Origin of the sequence: Streptococcus equinus, from assembly GCF_049393735.1 — a bacterium.
Classification (GTDB): Bacteria; Bacillota; Bacilli; order Lactobacillales; family Streptococcaceae; genus Streptococcus; species Streptococcus equinus_G.
Window position 1 is genome coordinate 777,923 of record NZ_CP185946.1, and the last position, 16,196, is coordinate 794,118.

Here is a 16,196-nt window from a genome sequence, read left to right on the forward strand (position 1 = left end):
TATTTCAGTTCCTTTTTTGCTAATCTATTAATCAAATTGTACTTCTTCAAGGAGATAGTCGATGAAACGTTCTCCCATTTTTGAAAGGTTTGCTTTTTCATGGCGAATATAGATGATATCAATCATATCTTCGACATCAAGTGGAATTGAAACGATACCGTCTCCATTTAAGTTACTATTTAGGATACCAGTTGCAATTGTGTAACCATCAAGTCCAATCAAAAGATTGAAAAGCGTTGCGCGGTCGCTGACGACGATAGACTTTTTGTGAGGAATTTGTGAAAAAATCTCTTCAGAGAAGTAAAAGGAGTTGTGAATCCCTTGGTCGTAGCTTAGATAAGGAAAGTCCTCCAAATCTTCCATAGTTACCATTTTTTTCTTGGCTAATGGGTTATTTTTGCTGACAAAGATGTGTGGACGAGTTTTGAAAAGACTTGTATAGGTCAAATGATTGTCGTCGAACATCTTAGTCAAGACATCACGGTTATAGCTGTTTAAGAACAAAACGCCAATCTCAGAACGAAAATTTTTCACGTCATCAATGATTTCGTATGTTCGGGTTTCGCGAAGGAAAAGCTCATAACGTGTCATATCAGTCCCTTTTAATAAAGACACGAAAGCATTCACCACGAAAGCATAGTGTTGCGCTGAGACACTAAAAAGTTCACGGTTGGTGTTTTTGCTTTTATAGCGCTCTTCAAGAAGGGCTGTTTGCTCCAAAATCTGGCGAGCATAAGATAGAAATTCTACACCGTCTTTAGTTAATGTGATGCCTTTGGGGTTACGGATAAAAATCTCGATTCCCATTTCTCGCTCCAAATCTCGAACGGCATTAGATAGACTAGGTTGTGTGATAAAAAGCTGTTTTGCAGCTTCGTTCATGCTCCCTGTTTCAACGATTTTAACGATATAATGTAACTGTTGTATTCTCATAGCCTTAGTTTAGCCTAAAAAAGAAAATCCCGCAAGTAGCGGCTTTATTACAGATGTGAAAGCGATAAAAAAGTGAACATTACTTATCTAGTATCATTAAAAAAATCTAATGAATTTCGTTACACCACTTTAATACTTCTAAAAAAATCGTTTGGGAAATAATGTTAAAAATGGACAAAATATCGAAAAATGTACAAAAACGAGAGCAAAAAACGAATGATTTCGAAAATGAGACAATTTTACAGTTTTGTAACTGAAACGTAACTGTTATTTTAAAATGGCTTATTCTAGCGGAATAAAACGTTATCAACGATGTGTTTTATTAAAAGTAAACGAATTACTTTGTAAAGTTTCAGAAAAGTTTAGAATTGCATTACATTTTACAAAGTGATAAAATAGGAACGTTAACAAATTGTTTAGGAAGCGGAGATTTATTAAAATGCCGACTCATTCACATCATCATGGTAGTGAAATGCATCATCACCACCATCATCATCGTCACAGTCATCATGGTGGACATCACAAGAGTTCACGGCGGCGTTCTCGGTTTGCAGGACTAACCTATGTAAACTACGCACTCTTGGTTCTGTATGCTTTGCTTGCTGGAATTACGATGTACACAATGTATGCGCATCAGATTTTGGCATTCAGACATCTGAACGTCGTGTATACGATTGTATTAGTAGCTGTTTTTGCAGTTTGCTTGGCATTGGCGCTTCGTAAGAAAAAGAAAGTTTTAACAACATCGCTTTTGGTCATTTTCTCTACCATTGCTGCGATATCTTTATTTGCTTTCAAATCTTTAGTCGATGTAGCGCACAACATGAATGAAACTGCCTCATATTCAGAAATTGAGATGAGTGTCGTTGTTCCAAGAAACAGTACTGTAACAGACGTTACTGAGCTTTCAAGTGTTCAAGCGCCGACGGGAGCTGACGGTAGTAATATCGATACTCTTTTATCACACATTAAGTCTGATAAGGGCGTTGATTTAGCGACTGAAAAGGTAGACTCTTACCAAGAAGCTTATGAAAACTTGATCAATGGTTCAAGTAAAGCTATGGTCTTTAATAGTGCTTATTCAAGTTTGCTTGAAATGTCCTATGATAACTTCGAATCAAACTTTAAGACAATCTACTCTTACAAGATTAAGCAGAGCATCAAAGAGAACGAACAAGCATCAAATAGCAACGTTTTCAATATCTATATCAGTGGTATTGATACTTATGGTTCGATTTCAACCGTATCGCGTTCAGATGTCAACTTGATTTTGACGGTCAATATGAACACACATAAGATTTTGATGACAGAGACACCTCGTGACTCTTACGTTAAGATTCCTGATGGTGGTGCTGATCAGTATGATAAGTTAACCCACGCTGGTATCTACGGTGTTGAAACCTCAGAAAAGACACTTGAAAATCTTTACGGTATCAACATTGACTACTATGCACGACTTAACTTTGATTCATTCTTGAAGTTGATTGATGCCTTAGGTGGTATTACGGTTTACAATAGTCAAGCATTTACAAGTCTTCATGGTAATTATGAATTTCCAGTTGGAAACGTGATGCTTGACTCAGATAAAGCTCTTGGTTTTGTTCGTGAACGTTATAGCCTCGAACATGGTGATTATGACCGTGGTAATAACCAAATGAAAGTCATTCAAGCAATTTTAGATAAGATGACTTCATTAAATTCAGTTTCTAATTATTCAACGATTATTTCAAACGTTCAAGATTCAATCCAGACAGATATGAAACTTGATACAATGATGAAATTGGTCAACGGTCAATTGGATTCAGGTAAGAAGTTTACCGTTACATCACAAGAAGTGACGGGTACAGGTTCTACTGGTGAGTTGACTTCGTATGCAATGCCATCATCAAGTCTTTATATGATTAAGCTAGATGATGCTAGTGTGGCAAAAGCTTCTCAAGCCATTAAAGACGTTATGGAAGGAAAGTAAGTTAGATGATTGATATTCACTCGCATATCGTTTTTGACGTGGATGATGGACCATCTACTATTGAAGAAAGTTTAGCACTTATTGGTGAAAGTTATCGCCAAGGAGTGCGAACGATTGTTTCAACATCACACAGAAGACGAGATTTATTTAAGACATCAGAAGAAAAAATCTACGAGAACTTTAAACAGGTCAAAGAAGCAGCAGAGGCTAAGTTTGACGACTTAACTATCCTATATGGTGGAGAACTCTACTATAATAACAAGCTTCTTGACAAATTGAAAAATCACAAAGTTCCTTGTATGAATGATACACAGTTTGCTTTGATTGAGTTTAGTATGGCAACGCCATGGAAAGAAATTCATGACGGCTTATCACAAGTCATCATGCTTGGTGTGACTCCGATTATCGCTCACATTGAACGTTACAATGCGCTTGAAAATCATGAAGAGCGTGTGCGTGAGTTGATTAACATGGGCTGTTACACACAGATTAATAGCGAACATGTCTTAAAACCAAGACTTTTCGGAGATAAGCTTCGTAGATTTAAAAAACGAGCTCATTATTTCTTAGAAAAGAATTTAGTTCACATTGTGTCGAGTGATATGCATAATCTTGATAAACGCCCACCATATATGGATCAAGCGCGTGAGATTATTGAAGAATTATATGGCAGCAGCCGTGCTTATAATCTCTTTGAAGGAAATGCTAAAACTTTATTAGAAAATAAATATTTATAGGAGAATGTATGAATACAAATGATAATGCAAGCATCGAAATTGACGTTTTGTACTTGTTGAGAAAGTTATGGAGTAAAAAATTCTTTATCGTCTTTGTCGGATTGCTTGTGGGAACAATCGCTCTTTTAGGAAGTGTCTTCTTTATTAAGCCTAAATACTCATCTACAACACGTATTTATGTTGTGAATAAGACTTCTGATAATATTAGTAGTATGGATTTACAAGCAGGGTCATACTTGGTTAATGACTATAAAGAAGTCATTACATCAAGTGAAGTTTTAGCATCAGTTATTGATCAAGAAAAACTATCAATGTCAGCTGGTCAGCTTTCTGGTGAAATTTCAGTTAACATTCCAACTGATACTCGTGTGATTTCAATCTCAGTCACAGACACAGATGCTCAACGTGCTTGCGACATCGCAAACACAGTTCGTGAAGTGGCTGCTGAAAAGATTAAAGCAGTTACAAAAGTTGATGACGTTACAACACTTGAGTCTGCAACAAAACCTAGTCATCCTTCATCACCAAATGTTAAGAAAAACGCAGCAATTGGTTTCTTGGCTGGTGCCTTCGTAGCGATCATTGGTATTTTGGTTGCTGAAGTACTTGATGATCGTATTCGTCGCCCAGAAGACATCGAAGAAGTTCTTGGATTGACACTTCTTGGTGTTGTACCAGACGCTGATAAATTGTAAGGAGAGAAATTGTAATGCCAACATTAGAATTAGTAAAATCACAAGCTGAAATGATTAAAAAACTGGAAGAATATTACAATTCTATCCGTACTAATATCCAATTTAGTGGTCGTAATCTTAAAGTTATCGCATTGACTTCAGCGCAACCAAATGAAGGAAAATCAACAACATCTGTTAATCTTGCCATCTCATTTGCGCGTGCAGGCTTTCGTACACTATTGATTGATGCTGATACACGTAACTCTGTTATGTCTGGAACATTTAGATCAAAAGAATCTTATGATGGTTTGACTAGTTATTTATCAGGAAACGCCGAGTTGTCAGATGTCATTTGTAATACATCAGTTGATAACCTTATGGTCATCCCTTCTGGGAAGATTCCACCAAATCCAACATCTCTTATCCAAAATGATAATTACGAAAGAATGATTGAAACTGTACGTGATCTTTATGATTATGTCATTATCGATACACCACCACTTGGCCGTGTAGTTGATGCGGCAATTATCGCTCACAGTTCAGATGCAAGTCTTCTAGTTGCAAAACCAGGTATTGATAAACGCCGTACAATTACAAAACTAAAAGATCAATTGGAACAAAGTGGATCAGTTTTTCTTGGTGTTATTTTAAATAAATTTGACTTTAAAGCTGATAAATACGGTTATGGTTACGGATACGGCTATGGATACGGTTATGGCTATGGATACGGTAAGTATGGCAAGGATGAAAAATCATCAAAAGATGGTAAAAAGAAAAAGTAAGTAACAAGTAGTAATTGTAAAATAAAAAGTTTTAGAGTGGGACTGATTGGGGATTTAATCTTATGTATAGCGAAGATTCGAGAAAGAAAGTATTTTATCTCCTCTCTGACATCTTGGCACTTTTGTTAGCTTATGGAATATTAGCAAGTATTTATTCGTTTAGTTTTTTTTCGAGTAAATTTTTTGCGTTGCTTTTCATAGCATTTCAAGTGCTCATTGGTGTTTTGAGTGATGAGTATTCAAATGTTTTAAATAGAGGTTGTTTACAAGAGTTTAAGGCATCAATTCAAAACGGTGTTAAAACGGTTGTTCTTTTATCACTTATTTTGATTTTAGGGAAGTGTCGCTTTATTGCTGATATTTCCAGCATGTCTTATTACTTCCTACTTAATCTTTTTGGAGTGGTGGCAGCTTTAACGTTTCTTGGAAGAGTAATCGTTAAAAAAGGTATTCCGCCTAAGAAAGAAAATAGTAAAAAGATTTTACTAGTCACTGATTTTAGTGATGAGGATAAACTTGAAAAAGTTTTACTTAAAAATAATTATCAGATTCTAGCCTATGTTAGTCCTGAAAAAAAAGATACTGAGTTACCTATTCTTTGGCAGGTAGATGAGATTCGAGACTTTGTGGCTAATCATCAGGTAGATGAGATTTATGTCAATAAAGATTATCGTTCTGACTTCAGAGAAGTTGCTAGGTACATTCGTCTACTTGGCATTCCAACAACGGTCAAGATCGGTAATTACTCAGATTACTATGTTGCTGATAGCGTGATTAAAAAGTTAGATGATATTACTTTTGTGACAACCGCAACTAATATCGTCAAATGTCGTCAGCTTGTTTTGAAACGTATGATTGATATTCTTGGTGCGATTGTAGGTATTATCATAACAGGTATTGTAGCTGTTATTATTGCTCCAATTGTTAAGAAACAATCACCAGGACCGTTGATTTTCAAGCAAAAACGTGTCGGTAAAAATGGTAAAGTCTTTAATATTTACAAGTTCAGAAGCATGTATACAGATGCAGAAGAACGTAAAAAAGAACTGTTAGCGCAAAACGATTTGGATACTAATTTGATGTTTAAAATGGAGGATGACCCTCGAATCTTTCCATTTGGACACAAGCTTCGCGATTGGTCCCTTGATGAGCTACCACAGTTTATCAATGTGCTAAAAGGTGAGATGTCTGTTGTTGGGACTCGCCCACCAACGCTTGATGAGTATCGCCATTATGAATTACATCATTTCAAACGAATGACAACAAAACCTGGTATCACAGGACTTTGGCAAGTCAGTGGTCGTAGTGATATCACCGACTTTGAAGAAGTTGTTTCTCTTGATATGAAGTATATTCAAAACTGGAGTATCAGCGATGATATCAAAATTATTGTAAAAACAGTAAAAGTAGTATTGAAGAGAGAGGGGAGCAGATAAAATCTGCAACTCTCTTTTTTACCATATTATGAAGGAGAGATTAAAAAAGATGATTTGTGTTAGAAGGAAAGGTGCTTCAAAAAAAAAATTGTGTTTTGTTGCTTCTTCTGGGGGCCATTGGGAAGAATTAATGTGTTTGGATACTATTGCACAAAAAAACAGTTCTTTCTTTGTGACTGAGGATGGTGCACAGGCAGAGGGTTTTTGTCAGAAAAAAATCTATACACTTCCTCAGATAAATCGTCATGAAAAGTATTTCTTATTACATTTTCTAAAATTATTTACAAAAGCAGGCAAGATAATTTTTAATGAAAAGCCTGACGTTGTTATAACTACGGGTGCTTTGATAGCTTTTCCTTTTTGTCTTTTTGTGAAGTTGAGAGGAGGAAAAGTGGTTTATATTGAATCATTTGCTCGAGTTCATGATGCGTCGTTGACAGGAAAACTTGTATATAGATTTGCAGATTTGTTTATAGTTCAATGGGAAACAATGATTGATGTCTATCCTAGGGCAAAGTATGTAGGTGGTATATTTTAAAAGAAGGAAATTAAATGATATTTGTTACAGTTGGAACTCAAAAATTTCAATTTAATAGGTTGCTACAAGCAATTGATGCTTATTCAAAAAAAACTGATGAGGAAATATTTGGTCAAATTGGTAATTCTACCTATTTTCCTCAAAATTATGAATACAAACACTTTTTAGATAAAAATGAATTTAGACATAAAATGGAATCTAGTGATTTAATTATTACCCATAGTGGTGTTGCAACAATAATTGAAGCATTAAAGCTAAACAAACCAGTTATTGTGGTACCGAGATTGGAGATGTATGGGGAACATGTCGATAATCACCAAGTGCAGATTGCTGAATCTTTTGATGAAAGTAATTTAGTACTAAAATGTTTAGATTTGAATCAAATTAGTTTTTTGGTTGATAGAGCAAAAAAACAAAAATTTAAAAAATATGTATCTCAAAGAAATGGTGTAATAAATATTATTGAAGATTATTTAGAAAAAAATGTTTAGAAGGATGGATAGAATGCCAAAGGTTAGTATTATTGTGCCTGTTTACAATGTTGAAAAATATATAGGAAGATGTTTGAATTCGCTATTAAAACAGACTGAAAAAGATATTGAAATTATTGTCGTGAATGATGGCTCTGAGGATAATTCACAGCTTATTATTGATGAGTATGTGGTAAATAATCCTGGAAAAATTATTTCCCTGACAAAAGAAAATGGGGGGTTATCTGATGCGAGAAATTTTGGTATTCCATATGCTAGAGGAGAATATATTAGTTTCGTTGATAGTGATGATTATGTTGAAAAGAATATGTATGAAGAATTATTAAAGAAATCTGAATCGGGAAAAAAGAAAATTATCACTTGTGGTTACTTTATGGATTGGGAATCAAAAAGTATCGTAAAAATTGATAATAATTACAAAGATGTAGAAAGTTATATCTTATCTGGACTAGTAGTTGCGTGGAATAAATTATACAGACGTGATTGGTTACTTGAGACGCACCTGCGCTTTCCCAAAGGACTTCTTTATGAGGATTTGCAGTTTTTTTGTGAATTATTACTTAGTGTAGAATCAATGGATGAAGTATCGATTGTCAAAAAGCCATTAATACATTACATTCAACGAGATAATTCAATATCTTATTCGAATTCATCAAAAATTGATGATATTCAAATTATATCTAAAAATGTTATTGATTATTATAAAGCAAAACAAGTTAATCATCAATACATACAAGCTGTTGAATGCAAGTTTGTAAAAACATTATTAGGAAATTTTATGCTTAAGTATATGAGAATTTCTGATAAAAAAATAAAAAGGGCATCATTGAAAAAAAATTGGGATTTTTTAAATTCAATGTTTCCTGATTGGAAATCTAATATATATTTGATTGAAAATTGTAGCTTTTTAAAGCGATTATATTATAAAAATATGAATCACTTTACGTATTTGATAGTTACTTCAACGCCTATAAAATTGTTGGAGTTTTTTATATTAAGATAAAGGGCAAGTTTTATGAAATTTTTCGTTATGGCCGTAATTTTGGTCATTTTAATAATATTAGTTCTTACAAAAAGTAAGACTCATGTTCTACCTTTTTTATTGTTTGTGACAACTATAAATTTTACAAAAATTTTAAATATTGATTTAACTGTTTTCTTAAAAGTACTATTTTTGTTGGTTTATTTCTTCTACATACTGCAGTTAAATATTAAGTTACGTTATATGAGTAACATTTTTATTATTGCTTTAGTTATGGTAGTTAATGTCGTGTTTGCAAAGTTTGATAATAATTATACCTTTATGAGTTGGTTAACAGCCTTTATCCCTCTTATGACAGGCTTAACGGCATTAGTTATTAATTTTAGAGATATTCATAAAATTTGTGTCCTTAAAGCATTAGTGTACTTGCCATTTTTTTCAATAATTCTTGGCTTTTTATTGTGGCCTTTGGGGCTAGTGAATCCCTTGTCGCGTGGTGACTATATTGGTCTTGCAGGTGTTTCTGAATCAACTAATTTAGCCTTTTTTTGCTTAATTGGAATGATGTCAGGGCTGATCATATATAAAAGAACGGGCATTATGAAATATAGTTATTTGATGTATCTCGATTATTTATTTTTGATAGCAACATTGACCAGAGGAGGAATTTTAGCTGGAACAGTCATAGTATTATATGATTTCATACCATTTATCCGTAATTGCTTAAGAAATAGGAAGAGATTCTTTATTTTACTTGTATCAATAATAGTTTGTATTGTTCCTCTTAAGCTAGTTTTTACGCAATTGTCTGAAAGAATGTATGATGCAAATGGTGCAATAAATACTTCAGGAAGAACTGATGCATGGACTTATATAATTTCTTTGTGTCAGAATAAATATTTGGGTAATGGATATGGTTACCTAAAAACAAGGACAGATTACCAACTGACTTTTTTTTCTGCAGCTCACAATGAATATGTTCATTTGTACACAGAGCTCGGATGGATTGGATTGATTATTTTTTTCGTATCAGTTGCTGATGTTTTTTTAAAAAAGATTGTAGATGATCCTACAAAAATCATGTTATATATATTATTTTTGTTGTCATTCTTAATTTATTCTATTTTTGATAATACTTTAACAAATTATTGTTTTTGGCTTCCTTTTACACTATTATTAACAAGTATAGATTTTAGGGAAGTTAACAGCTTTAACTTGTAAGCAGTTGGAGGAATTTTAGTGAACTTAAAAAAAAATATAGCTTATCAAACTCTTTATCAAATAATAATTTTAGTAATACCACTTGCGTTATCAAAATATGTAACTCATATAATTTCGAAGGACACTTTGGGTATTTATTCCTATTCTTATTCGATTGGTGGCTATTTTGTCTTGTTTGCAATGCTTGGAATTCAAAAATATGGTACAAGAACAATTAGTCAAGTAAAAAAGAATATTTACTTATTGCGAAAAACTTTCTGGAGTTTATTTTATGTACATGCAATTGTATCTTTATTTTGTATAACAGCTTATTTCTTCTTCTGTTTTTTCTTTTCTGTTGAAGATAAAAATGTTTACTTTGTTCAGGGTTTATATGTTCTATCAGCTTTATTTGATATTACGTGGCTATTTTATGGACTTGAAAATTTTAAAAGTGTTGTAATAAAAAATTTACTAATCAAAATTGCTGAAGTTGTTTGTATTTTTACTTTAGTAAAGTCTAATAATGATCTGTTAATATACACATTTATAAAAGCAGGTTCAGTACTTGCTGGTCAAGTAGTTCTATTTCCAAGCGTCTTAAAGAATATTCCTTTTATAAAAGTTGACTATAGTGACATAAAGCCACATATAAAACCGTTATTTGTATTAAGTATTTCAGTTTTTTCAACAAGTATATATTCTATGTTAGATAAAGTTCTAGTTGGGGCACTTTCTCCATCGGGAAGTGGTGATGTGGCGCTGTATGATTATGCAGACAAAATAATAAAAATCCCTTTATCGATTATAGCAGCTATTGAAACAGTTATGCTACCACGTCTCTCTTATATTAATGCAACGGGAGATGAAGATAAGTTAAAGAATACAATTGGTAAGTCAATAATAATTGTTGGTCTTATATCAATGGGGGCTGCATTTGGTATAGCATCTATATCAAAAACGTTTGTTTCACTATGGTATGGATTGGATTATCAGTATTGTTCAGATTTGATTCAACTTCTTGCACCTGTAGTATTTATTATTTCCTTTGGAGATATAATAAGATCACAGTATCTTATTCCTAAAAGTAAAGATACTGAGTACACTATTTCAGTTGTTTTGGGTGCGTTTGTTAATTTGTGTGTCAACTTATTATTAATACCAAAGATGGGAATTAAAGGAGCGATAGTAAGTACCATAATTGCCGAATTTTTAATTTGTACAATTCAGCTATGGTTTACAAGGCATAAATTGCCAATTGTAAGATATTTAGTTGAAATGATTCCGTTTACTATTATTGGTGGAGTTATGCTTTGGGTTAATATTAATTTACAAAAAGCATTAGGTTTAAGTTACCTTTCGTTAATAATTCAAATATTATTAGGCGTTTCAACATATTTTATTTTTTCATTAATTTATCTATTTATATTCAAGAAAAAGTTAAAAATTGGGTACAATCCATTTTATGTTAAAGAGGGGTAAAAATGCACATATGATATATGTAGATATAAAGGGAAATCTTGGTAATCAGATGTTTATTTATGCTTGTGCTAGAAAATTACAGGCAGAGACAGGTCAAAAAATTCAATTGAATACATATTATCTGAAAAAAAGGTACAAAAACTATGAATATAGCCTTGGTATTTTTAAATTAAACCCAAATATTGAAGTTTGTGATAAGCGAAAGTTGCCATTCTATGCAACTAGTTCATCATTATTTTTTAGAGCACTAAAGAAGATATTTAGAAATACTTCAAAATTTAATAAGTGGTATTATAAACTACTTTCAAAATTTAATGTTTTTGTAAATGATAGTGATATCTATTCTCCAATAAAATTTAAAAATGGAAAGGATATATACTTATCAGGATTTTTTCAAAGTGAGCGGTATTTCGATGACATAAAAGAAATACTTTTTGATGAATTTTCAATAGAGGATTTAAAATTATCAAGCGAGAATAAAGAGTTTCTGGAAGAAATTAAAAAATCAAATAGTGTTTGTATTTCTGTAAGACGAGGGGACTATATCAATAATGAATTGTTTAAGAAAAAACATTTTGTATGTGACGACTTGTATTTTGAAAACGCAATATCTAAAATAGAAAAACAAGTATTAAATCCAACTTTAGTTTATTTTTCAGATGATCCAAATTGGGTTAGGGAAAATTATAAGACTTCGTTACCTTCTTTGTATGAAAAAGCTGGAAACACTCTTGAAGAGAAGATAGTCCTAATGAAAGCGTGTAAACATTTCATACTTTCAAATTCATCGTTTAGCTGGTGGATTGAATATTTAAGTGATGAAGATAATAAAATTGTTATAGCACCAGTAAAGTGGTATGCTGATGGACGAGAGGCCTCAATATTTCGTAAAGAATGGATATGTATTGAAGTTTGAAGGAGTAACTTATGATAAAGAAATGTATAAATAAATTACTTAAAGAATTTAATTTTTTTAAAATTAGATTGCTAAGTGGTGCAAAATTGGAGAATAGAGTATCTATTATTGGCCCAGAAACATTTCATTTTGGAAAAAATATTAGGATTGGAAAATATTATAAACTTCATAATTTCACTGAATATGAAGGAAAACAATATAAAGCTTCATTATATATTGGTGATGATTCATATATTGGAGATTTTTTTACAGTTAATAATGCTGATAAAATCCAGATTGGTAAAAACGCATTAATTGCGTCAAATGTTTTGCTAGTCACATTGAATCATGGTATTTCATTAAAAGATGGAAAACCTTTTTCTAAACAAGATCTCTCCACAGGTCCAATAGTTATTGGAGATAATTGTTGGATAGGGGAGAGAGTTATTGTCTTACCCAATGTTGCCATTGGAAATAACTGTGTAATAGGTGCTAACTCTGTTGTGACCAAGTCAATCCCAGATAATTCAATTGCTGTTGGTAATCCTGCTAAAGTGATAAAATGTTGGGATAAAGAAGAAAACAGTTGGAAAAGGATATAGGTGTATCATTATGATTAAAGAGAATAGAGATTTTATTTTTGTAGAGCCACAGAGTTCAAGAGTCAAATATTTATTTAAAAGAAGCTTAGGTTGGTGTGCTTCGATTTACTATAAAATGCTTTTGAATGCGAAAAAAGTAAAATTTAAGAAGAAAAAACATTATGCTTCTATATGTGGTATATTTAAAAATGAAGGATTGTACTTAAAAGAGTGGATTGATTACCATTTAAAAATAGGCATTGATCATTTTTATTTATATAATAACTTTTCAGATGATAATTATGAATCAGTGCTACGACCATATGTTCAAACAGGTATTGTAGATTTAATTAATTGGCCTGTAGAGCAAGGTCAATTAAGTGCATATGAAGATTGTATTTTTAAATTTAAAAGTGAATCTAGTTGGATAGGATTTATCGATATAGATGAATTTATTACGCCGTTAAATGGTGTGAATTTTATTAACGAATTAACTAAATTGGAAAATAGACCAGTAGTTAAGATTTACTGGAAAATATTTGGATCTAGTGGAATCCATGAAAGAGATACTAAACGACCAGTGACAGAAGATTTTGTCATGAGTTGGGATAAATTGATGAATTTTGGAAAGTGTTTTTTTAATACTTCGTATGATTTTGATTCAAAATTGAGGCAGAATAATGCATTCCATCATCATATGTGGGCAAAAAATGGACGAATTGCACTGCCACCTGTCAATGTAAATGATATTGTCAGCTTAGGAAGTTATGATTCTTTTGGAAATAAAACACCAAATATTCAAATTAACCATTATATAATAAAATCTAAGAGTGAATTCAGAAATAAAATGGCTAGAGGGGATGTTTTTTATAAGCTAAGTTCTGTCAATGAAGAATATTTTAAGAAGTATGATACTAGGGCTAATTTTGAAGATAATTCTGCCTTAGTGGTTACAGAAGAGGTTGATTAATTATGAATAAATTTTTGAAGATGCCTAAATTACTTGCTGCATATATTCTTTACCTTTTTACATTTGATAAAAAAGATAAAAGAATTATTTTAGTATCTGAAAAGAAAGATGAAGCTAGGGATAATGGATATTATTTTTTTAAATATGCAATGCAAAGACAAAATGAGAATGTCTTCTATATAATAGAGAAAAACAGTCCTGATTTAGTAAAATTATCTAACTACAATTCAAAAATTATTTTTTATGACTCTTTCAAACATTACTATTATTATTTTTTATCTGAAAAAATGGTTTCTTCGCAATCTTACCTATATCCAATTGCTAAGCGACTTTCGAGGACTATACTTAAGAATAAAAGAAAAAAACTATACTGGCTTCAGCACGGTGTAACAAAGGACTATGAAGCAAAAATGGATTATAGATATTCTGATAACGTTTCACTTGTTTGTTGTGCATCTGATAAGGAACGCAATTTTTTTGTTGAAAACTTAAATTATCCAAAACAGGTTGCACAAAATATTGGTTTTTGTAGATTTGATGGATTAAATGATTTATCAGATAGACAAAAACCACAAATTTTAGTTATGCCGACTTTTAGAAAATGGTTGATACCAGAAGATTATAATAATCCTACACCTAAAGAAATTCAAGATTTTAAAAATAGTGACTTTTATTCATTTTATAATGATATGATTAACTCTAAAGAATTAATCGAAATTTTAAAAAAAAATAATGCAAACATAGTTTTTTATCTACATTACGCTTTTCAACCTTATTCTTTTTTATTTGATAGTAAAGATAGCCATATTATAATTGGTAAAAAGGAAAATGATGATGTACAAAAGTTGATGAAAGAGTCTTCAATTATGGTAACTGATTTTTCTAGTGTTGCATTTGATTTTGCTTATATGGAAAAACCGGTTATATATGCTCACTTTGACTATGAAAAGTATAGGGAAAATCACTATGGGGAGGGTTATTTTTCTTATGAAAAAGATGGATTTGGCCCAGTAATAACAACTTTTGACGATTTTTTGAATTATATTCAACAGTATTTACGTTTAAATTGTTTGATTGAAGAGAAATATAGAAATAGGGTAACTGAATTTTTTGATAGAAAAGATGCTATGAATTGCGAACGAATATATAATTTCGTTATTAATAATTAACATGGTAATTTGTAATTCTTTATCTAATGAGGTAATTAGCTAGCAGGTTTTATCTTTATTTTTACACAGCTTTACATTATAACGCTATCAATCCCATATGATTTATCTAAAGTTTATAGTTTGGTCTCTTTAATCTTTAGTCATATGGGATTTTTTTGTGTTCATCTTGCTAAAGATTGGGTAATCTTCCTTTCAATTACTGCTTTTTCTGAAAAAATAGTGTAAAATAGTAGGGAATGATTTAAAAGGTTTACAGGCCTTTAGATATTAAAAAAACGAGGAGTGCTAAAATGATTTTAGTTACAGGTGCCAATGGGCAATTAGGAACAGAATTACGTTATCTTTTGGATGAACGTGGTGAGGAGTATGTAGCGGTTGACGTTGCAGAAATGGACATCACTAATGCTGAAAAAGTTGATGAAGTATTTGCACAAGTAAAACCAACACTTGTTTACCACTGTGCGGCATATACTGCGGTTGATGCGGCTGAAGATGAAGGTAAAGAACTTGATTATGCTATCAACGTGACAGGTACTGAAATCGTAGCTAAAGCTGCAGCAAAATATGGTGCAACTCTTGTTTACATTTCAACTGACTATGTTTTTGATGGTAAAAAACCAGTTGGTCAAGAATGGGAAGTTGATGATACACCAGATCCTCAAACTGAATACGGTCGTACAAAACGTTTGGGTGAAGAAGCAGTTGAAAAATACGCTAAAAACTTTTACATCATCCGTACTGCTTGGGTATTTGGTAACTACGGTAAAAACTTCGTCTTCACAATGCAAAATCTTGCCAAAACTCATGACACATTGACTGTTGTTAATGACCAACACGGTCGTCCAACTTGGACTCGTACTTTGGCAGAATTCATGACTTATTTGACAGAAAACCAAAAAGAATTTGGTTACTACCACTTGTCAAATGATGCTGATGAAGATACAACTTGGTATGACTTTGCGGTTGAAATCTTGAAAGATACTGATGTTGTCGTTAAACCAGTTGATTCAAGCCAATTCCCAGCAAAAGCAAAACGTCCACTTAACTCAACAATGAGTCTTAAAAAAGCTAAAGCTACTGGCTTTGTCATTCCAACATGGCAAGAAGCTTTGCAAGAGTTCTACAAACAAGACGTTAAAAAATAATGATTAATAACGAGGGTGTAAGCCCTCGTTTTTTTGTTTAATACTTAAAAAATAGGATGGTATTTCAAAATCATCTGCTATATGTAAATTTTTCTCATTTTCTACAATTTTTCCCTCGTTCGGTTTTTCTTTAATTTTTGAGTCTTCTTCCTTTTTTTCATTGTCCTTTTACCTATTATGTGATATATTAGTAGTAACGTACTGTAATAGAA

16 protein-coding genes are annotated in these 16,196 nt (G+C 31.9%); 15 read left to right on the forward strand and 1 reads right to left on the reverse strand.

What is annotated here, in order from left to right; translation table 11 throughout:
* Nucleotides 1-27 precede the first annotated feature (27 nt).
* Complete coding sequence (locus tag ACNTMY_RS03915; RefSeq protein ID WP_021142131.1) at nt 28-933, reverse strand: LysR family transcriptional regulator; 906 nt, start codon at nt 931-933, stop codon at nt 28-30.
* Between the two features lie 439 nt (nt 934-1,372).
* On the opposite strand from ACNTMY_RS03915, the gene ACNTMY_RS03920 reads away from it, so the two are divergent.
* From ACNTMY_RS03920 to rfbD, 15 genes are all read left to right on the forward strand, one after another.
* On the forward strand, nt 1,373-2,902 hold the full coding sequence (locus ACNTMY_RS03920; protein WP_423216723.1) for an LCP family protein: 1,530 nt from the start codon (nt 1,373-1,375) through the stop codon (nt 2,900-2,902).
* 5 nt (nt 2,903-2,907) lie between these two features.
* Nucleotides 2,908-3,639: a capsular polysaccharide biosynthesis protein Cps4B gene (cps4B, locus tag ACNTMY_RS03925; protein WP_423216724.1), complete on the forward strand. Its 732-nt coding sequence runs from the start codon at nt 2,908-2,910 to the stop codon at nt 3,637-3,639.
* 8 nt (nt 3,640-3,647) lie between these two features.
* Complete coding sequence (locus ACNTMY_RS03930; protein WP_423216725.1) at nt 3,648-4,334, forward strand: Wzz/FepE/Etk N-terminal domain-containing protein; 687 nt, start codon at nt 3,648-3,650, stop codon at nt 4,332-4,334.
* A 14-nt stretch (nt 4,335-4,348) separates the two neighbouring features.
* A complete protein-coding gene (locus ACNTMY_RS03935; RefSeq protein ID WP_423216726.1) occupies nt 4,349-5,095 on the forward strand; it encodes a tyrosine-protein kinase in 747 nt (248 codons plus the stop codon).
* 62 nt (nt 5,096-5,157) lie between these two features.
* The gene (locus ACNTMY_RS03940) at nt 5,158-6,531 is read left to right on the forward strand and encodes a sugar transferase (protein WP_423216727.1); all 1,374 of its coding nucleotides are present in this window, start codon (nt 5,158-5,160) and stop codon (nt 6,529-6,531) included.
* Between the two features lie 49 nt (nt 6,532-6,580).
* Nucleotides 6,581-7,069 (forward strand): PssD/Cps14F family polysaccharide biosynthesis glycosyltransferase, encoded by a 489-nt coding sequence (gene pssD, locus ACNTMY_RS03945; protein WP_423216728.1) that lies wholly within the window; start codon nt 6,581-6,583, stop codon nt 7,067-7,069.
* A 14-nt stretch (nt 7,070-7,083) separates the two neighbouring features.
* Nucleotides 7,084-7,560 carry a PssE/Cps14G family polysaccharide biosynthesis glycosyltransferase gene (gene pssE, locus ACNTMY_RS03950; RefSeq protein WP_423216729.1) on the forward strand — a complete coding sequence of 159 codons (477 nt, stop codon included), beginning with the start codon at nt 7,084-7,086 and terminating at the stop codon, nt 7,558-7,560.
* A 13-nt stretch (nt 7,561-7,573) separates the two neighbouring features.
* On the forward strand, nt 7,574-8,563 hold the full coding sequence (locus ACNTMY_RS03955) for a glycosyltransferase family 2 protein (RefSeq protein WP_423216730.1): 990 nt from the start codon (nt 7,574-7,576) through the stop codon (nt 8,561-8,563).
* Nucleotides 8,564-8,590: 27 nt separating this feature from the next.
* The gene (locus ACNTMY_RS03960) at nt 8,591-9,763 is read left to right on the forward strand and encodes an O-antigen ligase family protein (protein WP_423216731.1); all 1,173 of its coding nucleotides are present in this window, start codon (nt 8,591-8,593) and stop codon (nt 9,761-9,763) included.
* A gap of 18 nt (nt 9,764-9,781) precedes the next feature.
* Complete coding sequence (locus ACNTMY_RS03965) at nt 9,782-11,224, forward strand: polysaccharide biosynthesis C-terminal domain-containing protein (RefSeq protein WP_423216732.1); 1,443 nt, start codon at nt 9,782-9,784, stop codon at nt 11,222-11,224.
* A gap of 10 nt (nt 11,225-11,234) precedes the next feature.
* Nucleotides 11,235-12,140: an alpha-1,2-fucosyltransferase gene (locus ACNTMY_RS03970; protein ID WP_423216733.1), complete on the forward strand. Its 906-nt coding sequence runs from the start codon at nt 11,235-11,237 to the stop codon at nt 12,138-12,140.
* Between the two features lie 11 nt (nt 12,141-12,151).
* Entirely contained in the window at nt 12,152-12,721 is a 570-nt protein-coding gene (locus tag ACNTMY_RS03975; protein ID WP_423216734.1) for an acyltransferase, read from the forward strand.
* 10 nt (nt 12,722-12,731) lie between these two features.
* Complete coding sequence (locus ACNTMY_RS03980; protein WP_423216735.1) at nt 12,732-13,670, forward strand: glycosyltransferase family 92 protein; 939 nt, start codon at nt 12,732-12,734, stop codon at nt 13,668-13,670.
* Between the two features lie 2 nt (nt 13,671-13,672).
* Entirely contained in the window at nt 13,673-14,839 is a 1,167-nt protein-coding gene (locus tag ACNTMY_RS03985) for a CDP-glycerol glycerophosphotransferase family protein (protein WP_423216736.1), read from the forward strand.
* A 290-nt stretch (nt 14,840-15,129) separates the two neighbouring features.
* Nucleotides 15,130-15,984, forward strand: a complete 855-nt coding sequence (rfbD, locus tag ACNTMY_RS03990) for a dTDP-4-dehydrorhamnose reductase (RefSeq protein WP_024344189.1) — start codon at nt 15,130-15,132, stop codon at nt 15,982-15,984.
* The last annotated feature ends 212 nt before the right edge of the window (nt 15,985-16,196 follow it).

What these genes read in the sequence shown, in the direction of transcription:
- ACNTMY_RS03975 (WP_423216734.1), top strand. Translation starts at nt 12,152, where the DNA reads ATGATAAAGAAATGTATAAATAAATTACTTAAAGAATTTAATTTTTTT.
- rfbD (WP_024344189.1), top strand. Translation starts at nt 15,130, where the DNA reads ATGATTTTAGTTACAGGTGCCAATGGGCAATTAGGAACAGAATTACGT.
- cps4B (WP_423216724.1), top strand. Translation starts at nt 2,908, where the DNA reads ATGATTGATATTCACTCGCATATCGTTTTTGACGTGGATGATGGACCA.
- pssD (WP_423216728.1), top strand. Translation starts at nt 6,581, where the DNA reads ATGATTTGTGTTAGAAGGAAAGGTGCTTCAAAAAAAAAATTGTGTTTT.
- ACNTMY_RS03980 (WP_423216735.1), top strand. Translation starts at nt 12,732, where the DNA reads ATGATTAAAGAGAATAGAGATTTTATTTTTGTAGAGCCACAGAGTTCA.
- pssE (WP_423216729.1), top strand. Translation starts at nt 7,084, where the DNA reads ATGATATTTGTTACAGTTGGAACTCAAAAATTTCAATTTAATAGGTTG.
- ACNTMY_RS03960 (WP_423216731.1), top strand. Translation starts at nt 8,591, where the DNA reads ATGGCCGTAATTTTGGTCATTTTAATAATATTAGTTCTTACAAAAAGT.
- ACNTMY_RS03935 (WP_423216726.1), top strand. Translation starts at nt 4,349, where the DNA reads ATGCCAACATTAGAATTAGTAAAATCACAAGCTGAAATGATTAAAAAA.
- ACNTMY_RS03940 (WP_423216727.1), top strand. Translation starts at nt 5,158, where the DNA reads ATGTATAGCGAAGATTCGAGAAAGAAAGTATTTTATCTCCTCTCTGAC.
- ACNTMY_RS03930 (WP_423216725.1), top strand. Translation starts at nt 3,648, where the DNA reads ATGAATACAAATGATAATGCAAGCATCGAAATTGACGTTTTGTACTTG.
- ACNTMY_RS03985 (WP_423216736.1), top strand. Translation starts at nt 13,673, where the DNA reads ATGAATAAATTTTTGAAGATGCCTAAATTACTTGCTGCATATATTCTT.
- ACNTMY_RS03970 (WP_423216733.1), top strand. Translation starts at nt 11,235, where the DNA reads ATGATATATGTAGATATAAAGGGAAATCTTGGTAATCAGATGTTTATT.
- ACNTMY_RS03920 (WP_423216723.1), top strand. Translation starts at nt 1,373, where the DNA reads ATGCCGACTCATTCACATCATCATGGTAGTGAAATGCATCATCACCAC.
- ACNTMY_RS03955 (WP_423216730.1), top strand. Translation starts at nt 7,574, where the DNA reads ATGCCAAAGGTTAGTATTATTGTGCCTGTTTACAATGTTGAAAAATAT.
- ACNTMY_RS03915 (WP_021142131.1), bottom strand. Translation starts at nt 933, where the DNA reads ATGAGAATACAACAGTTACATTATATCGTTAAAATCGTTGAAACAGGG.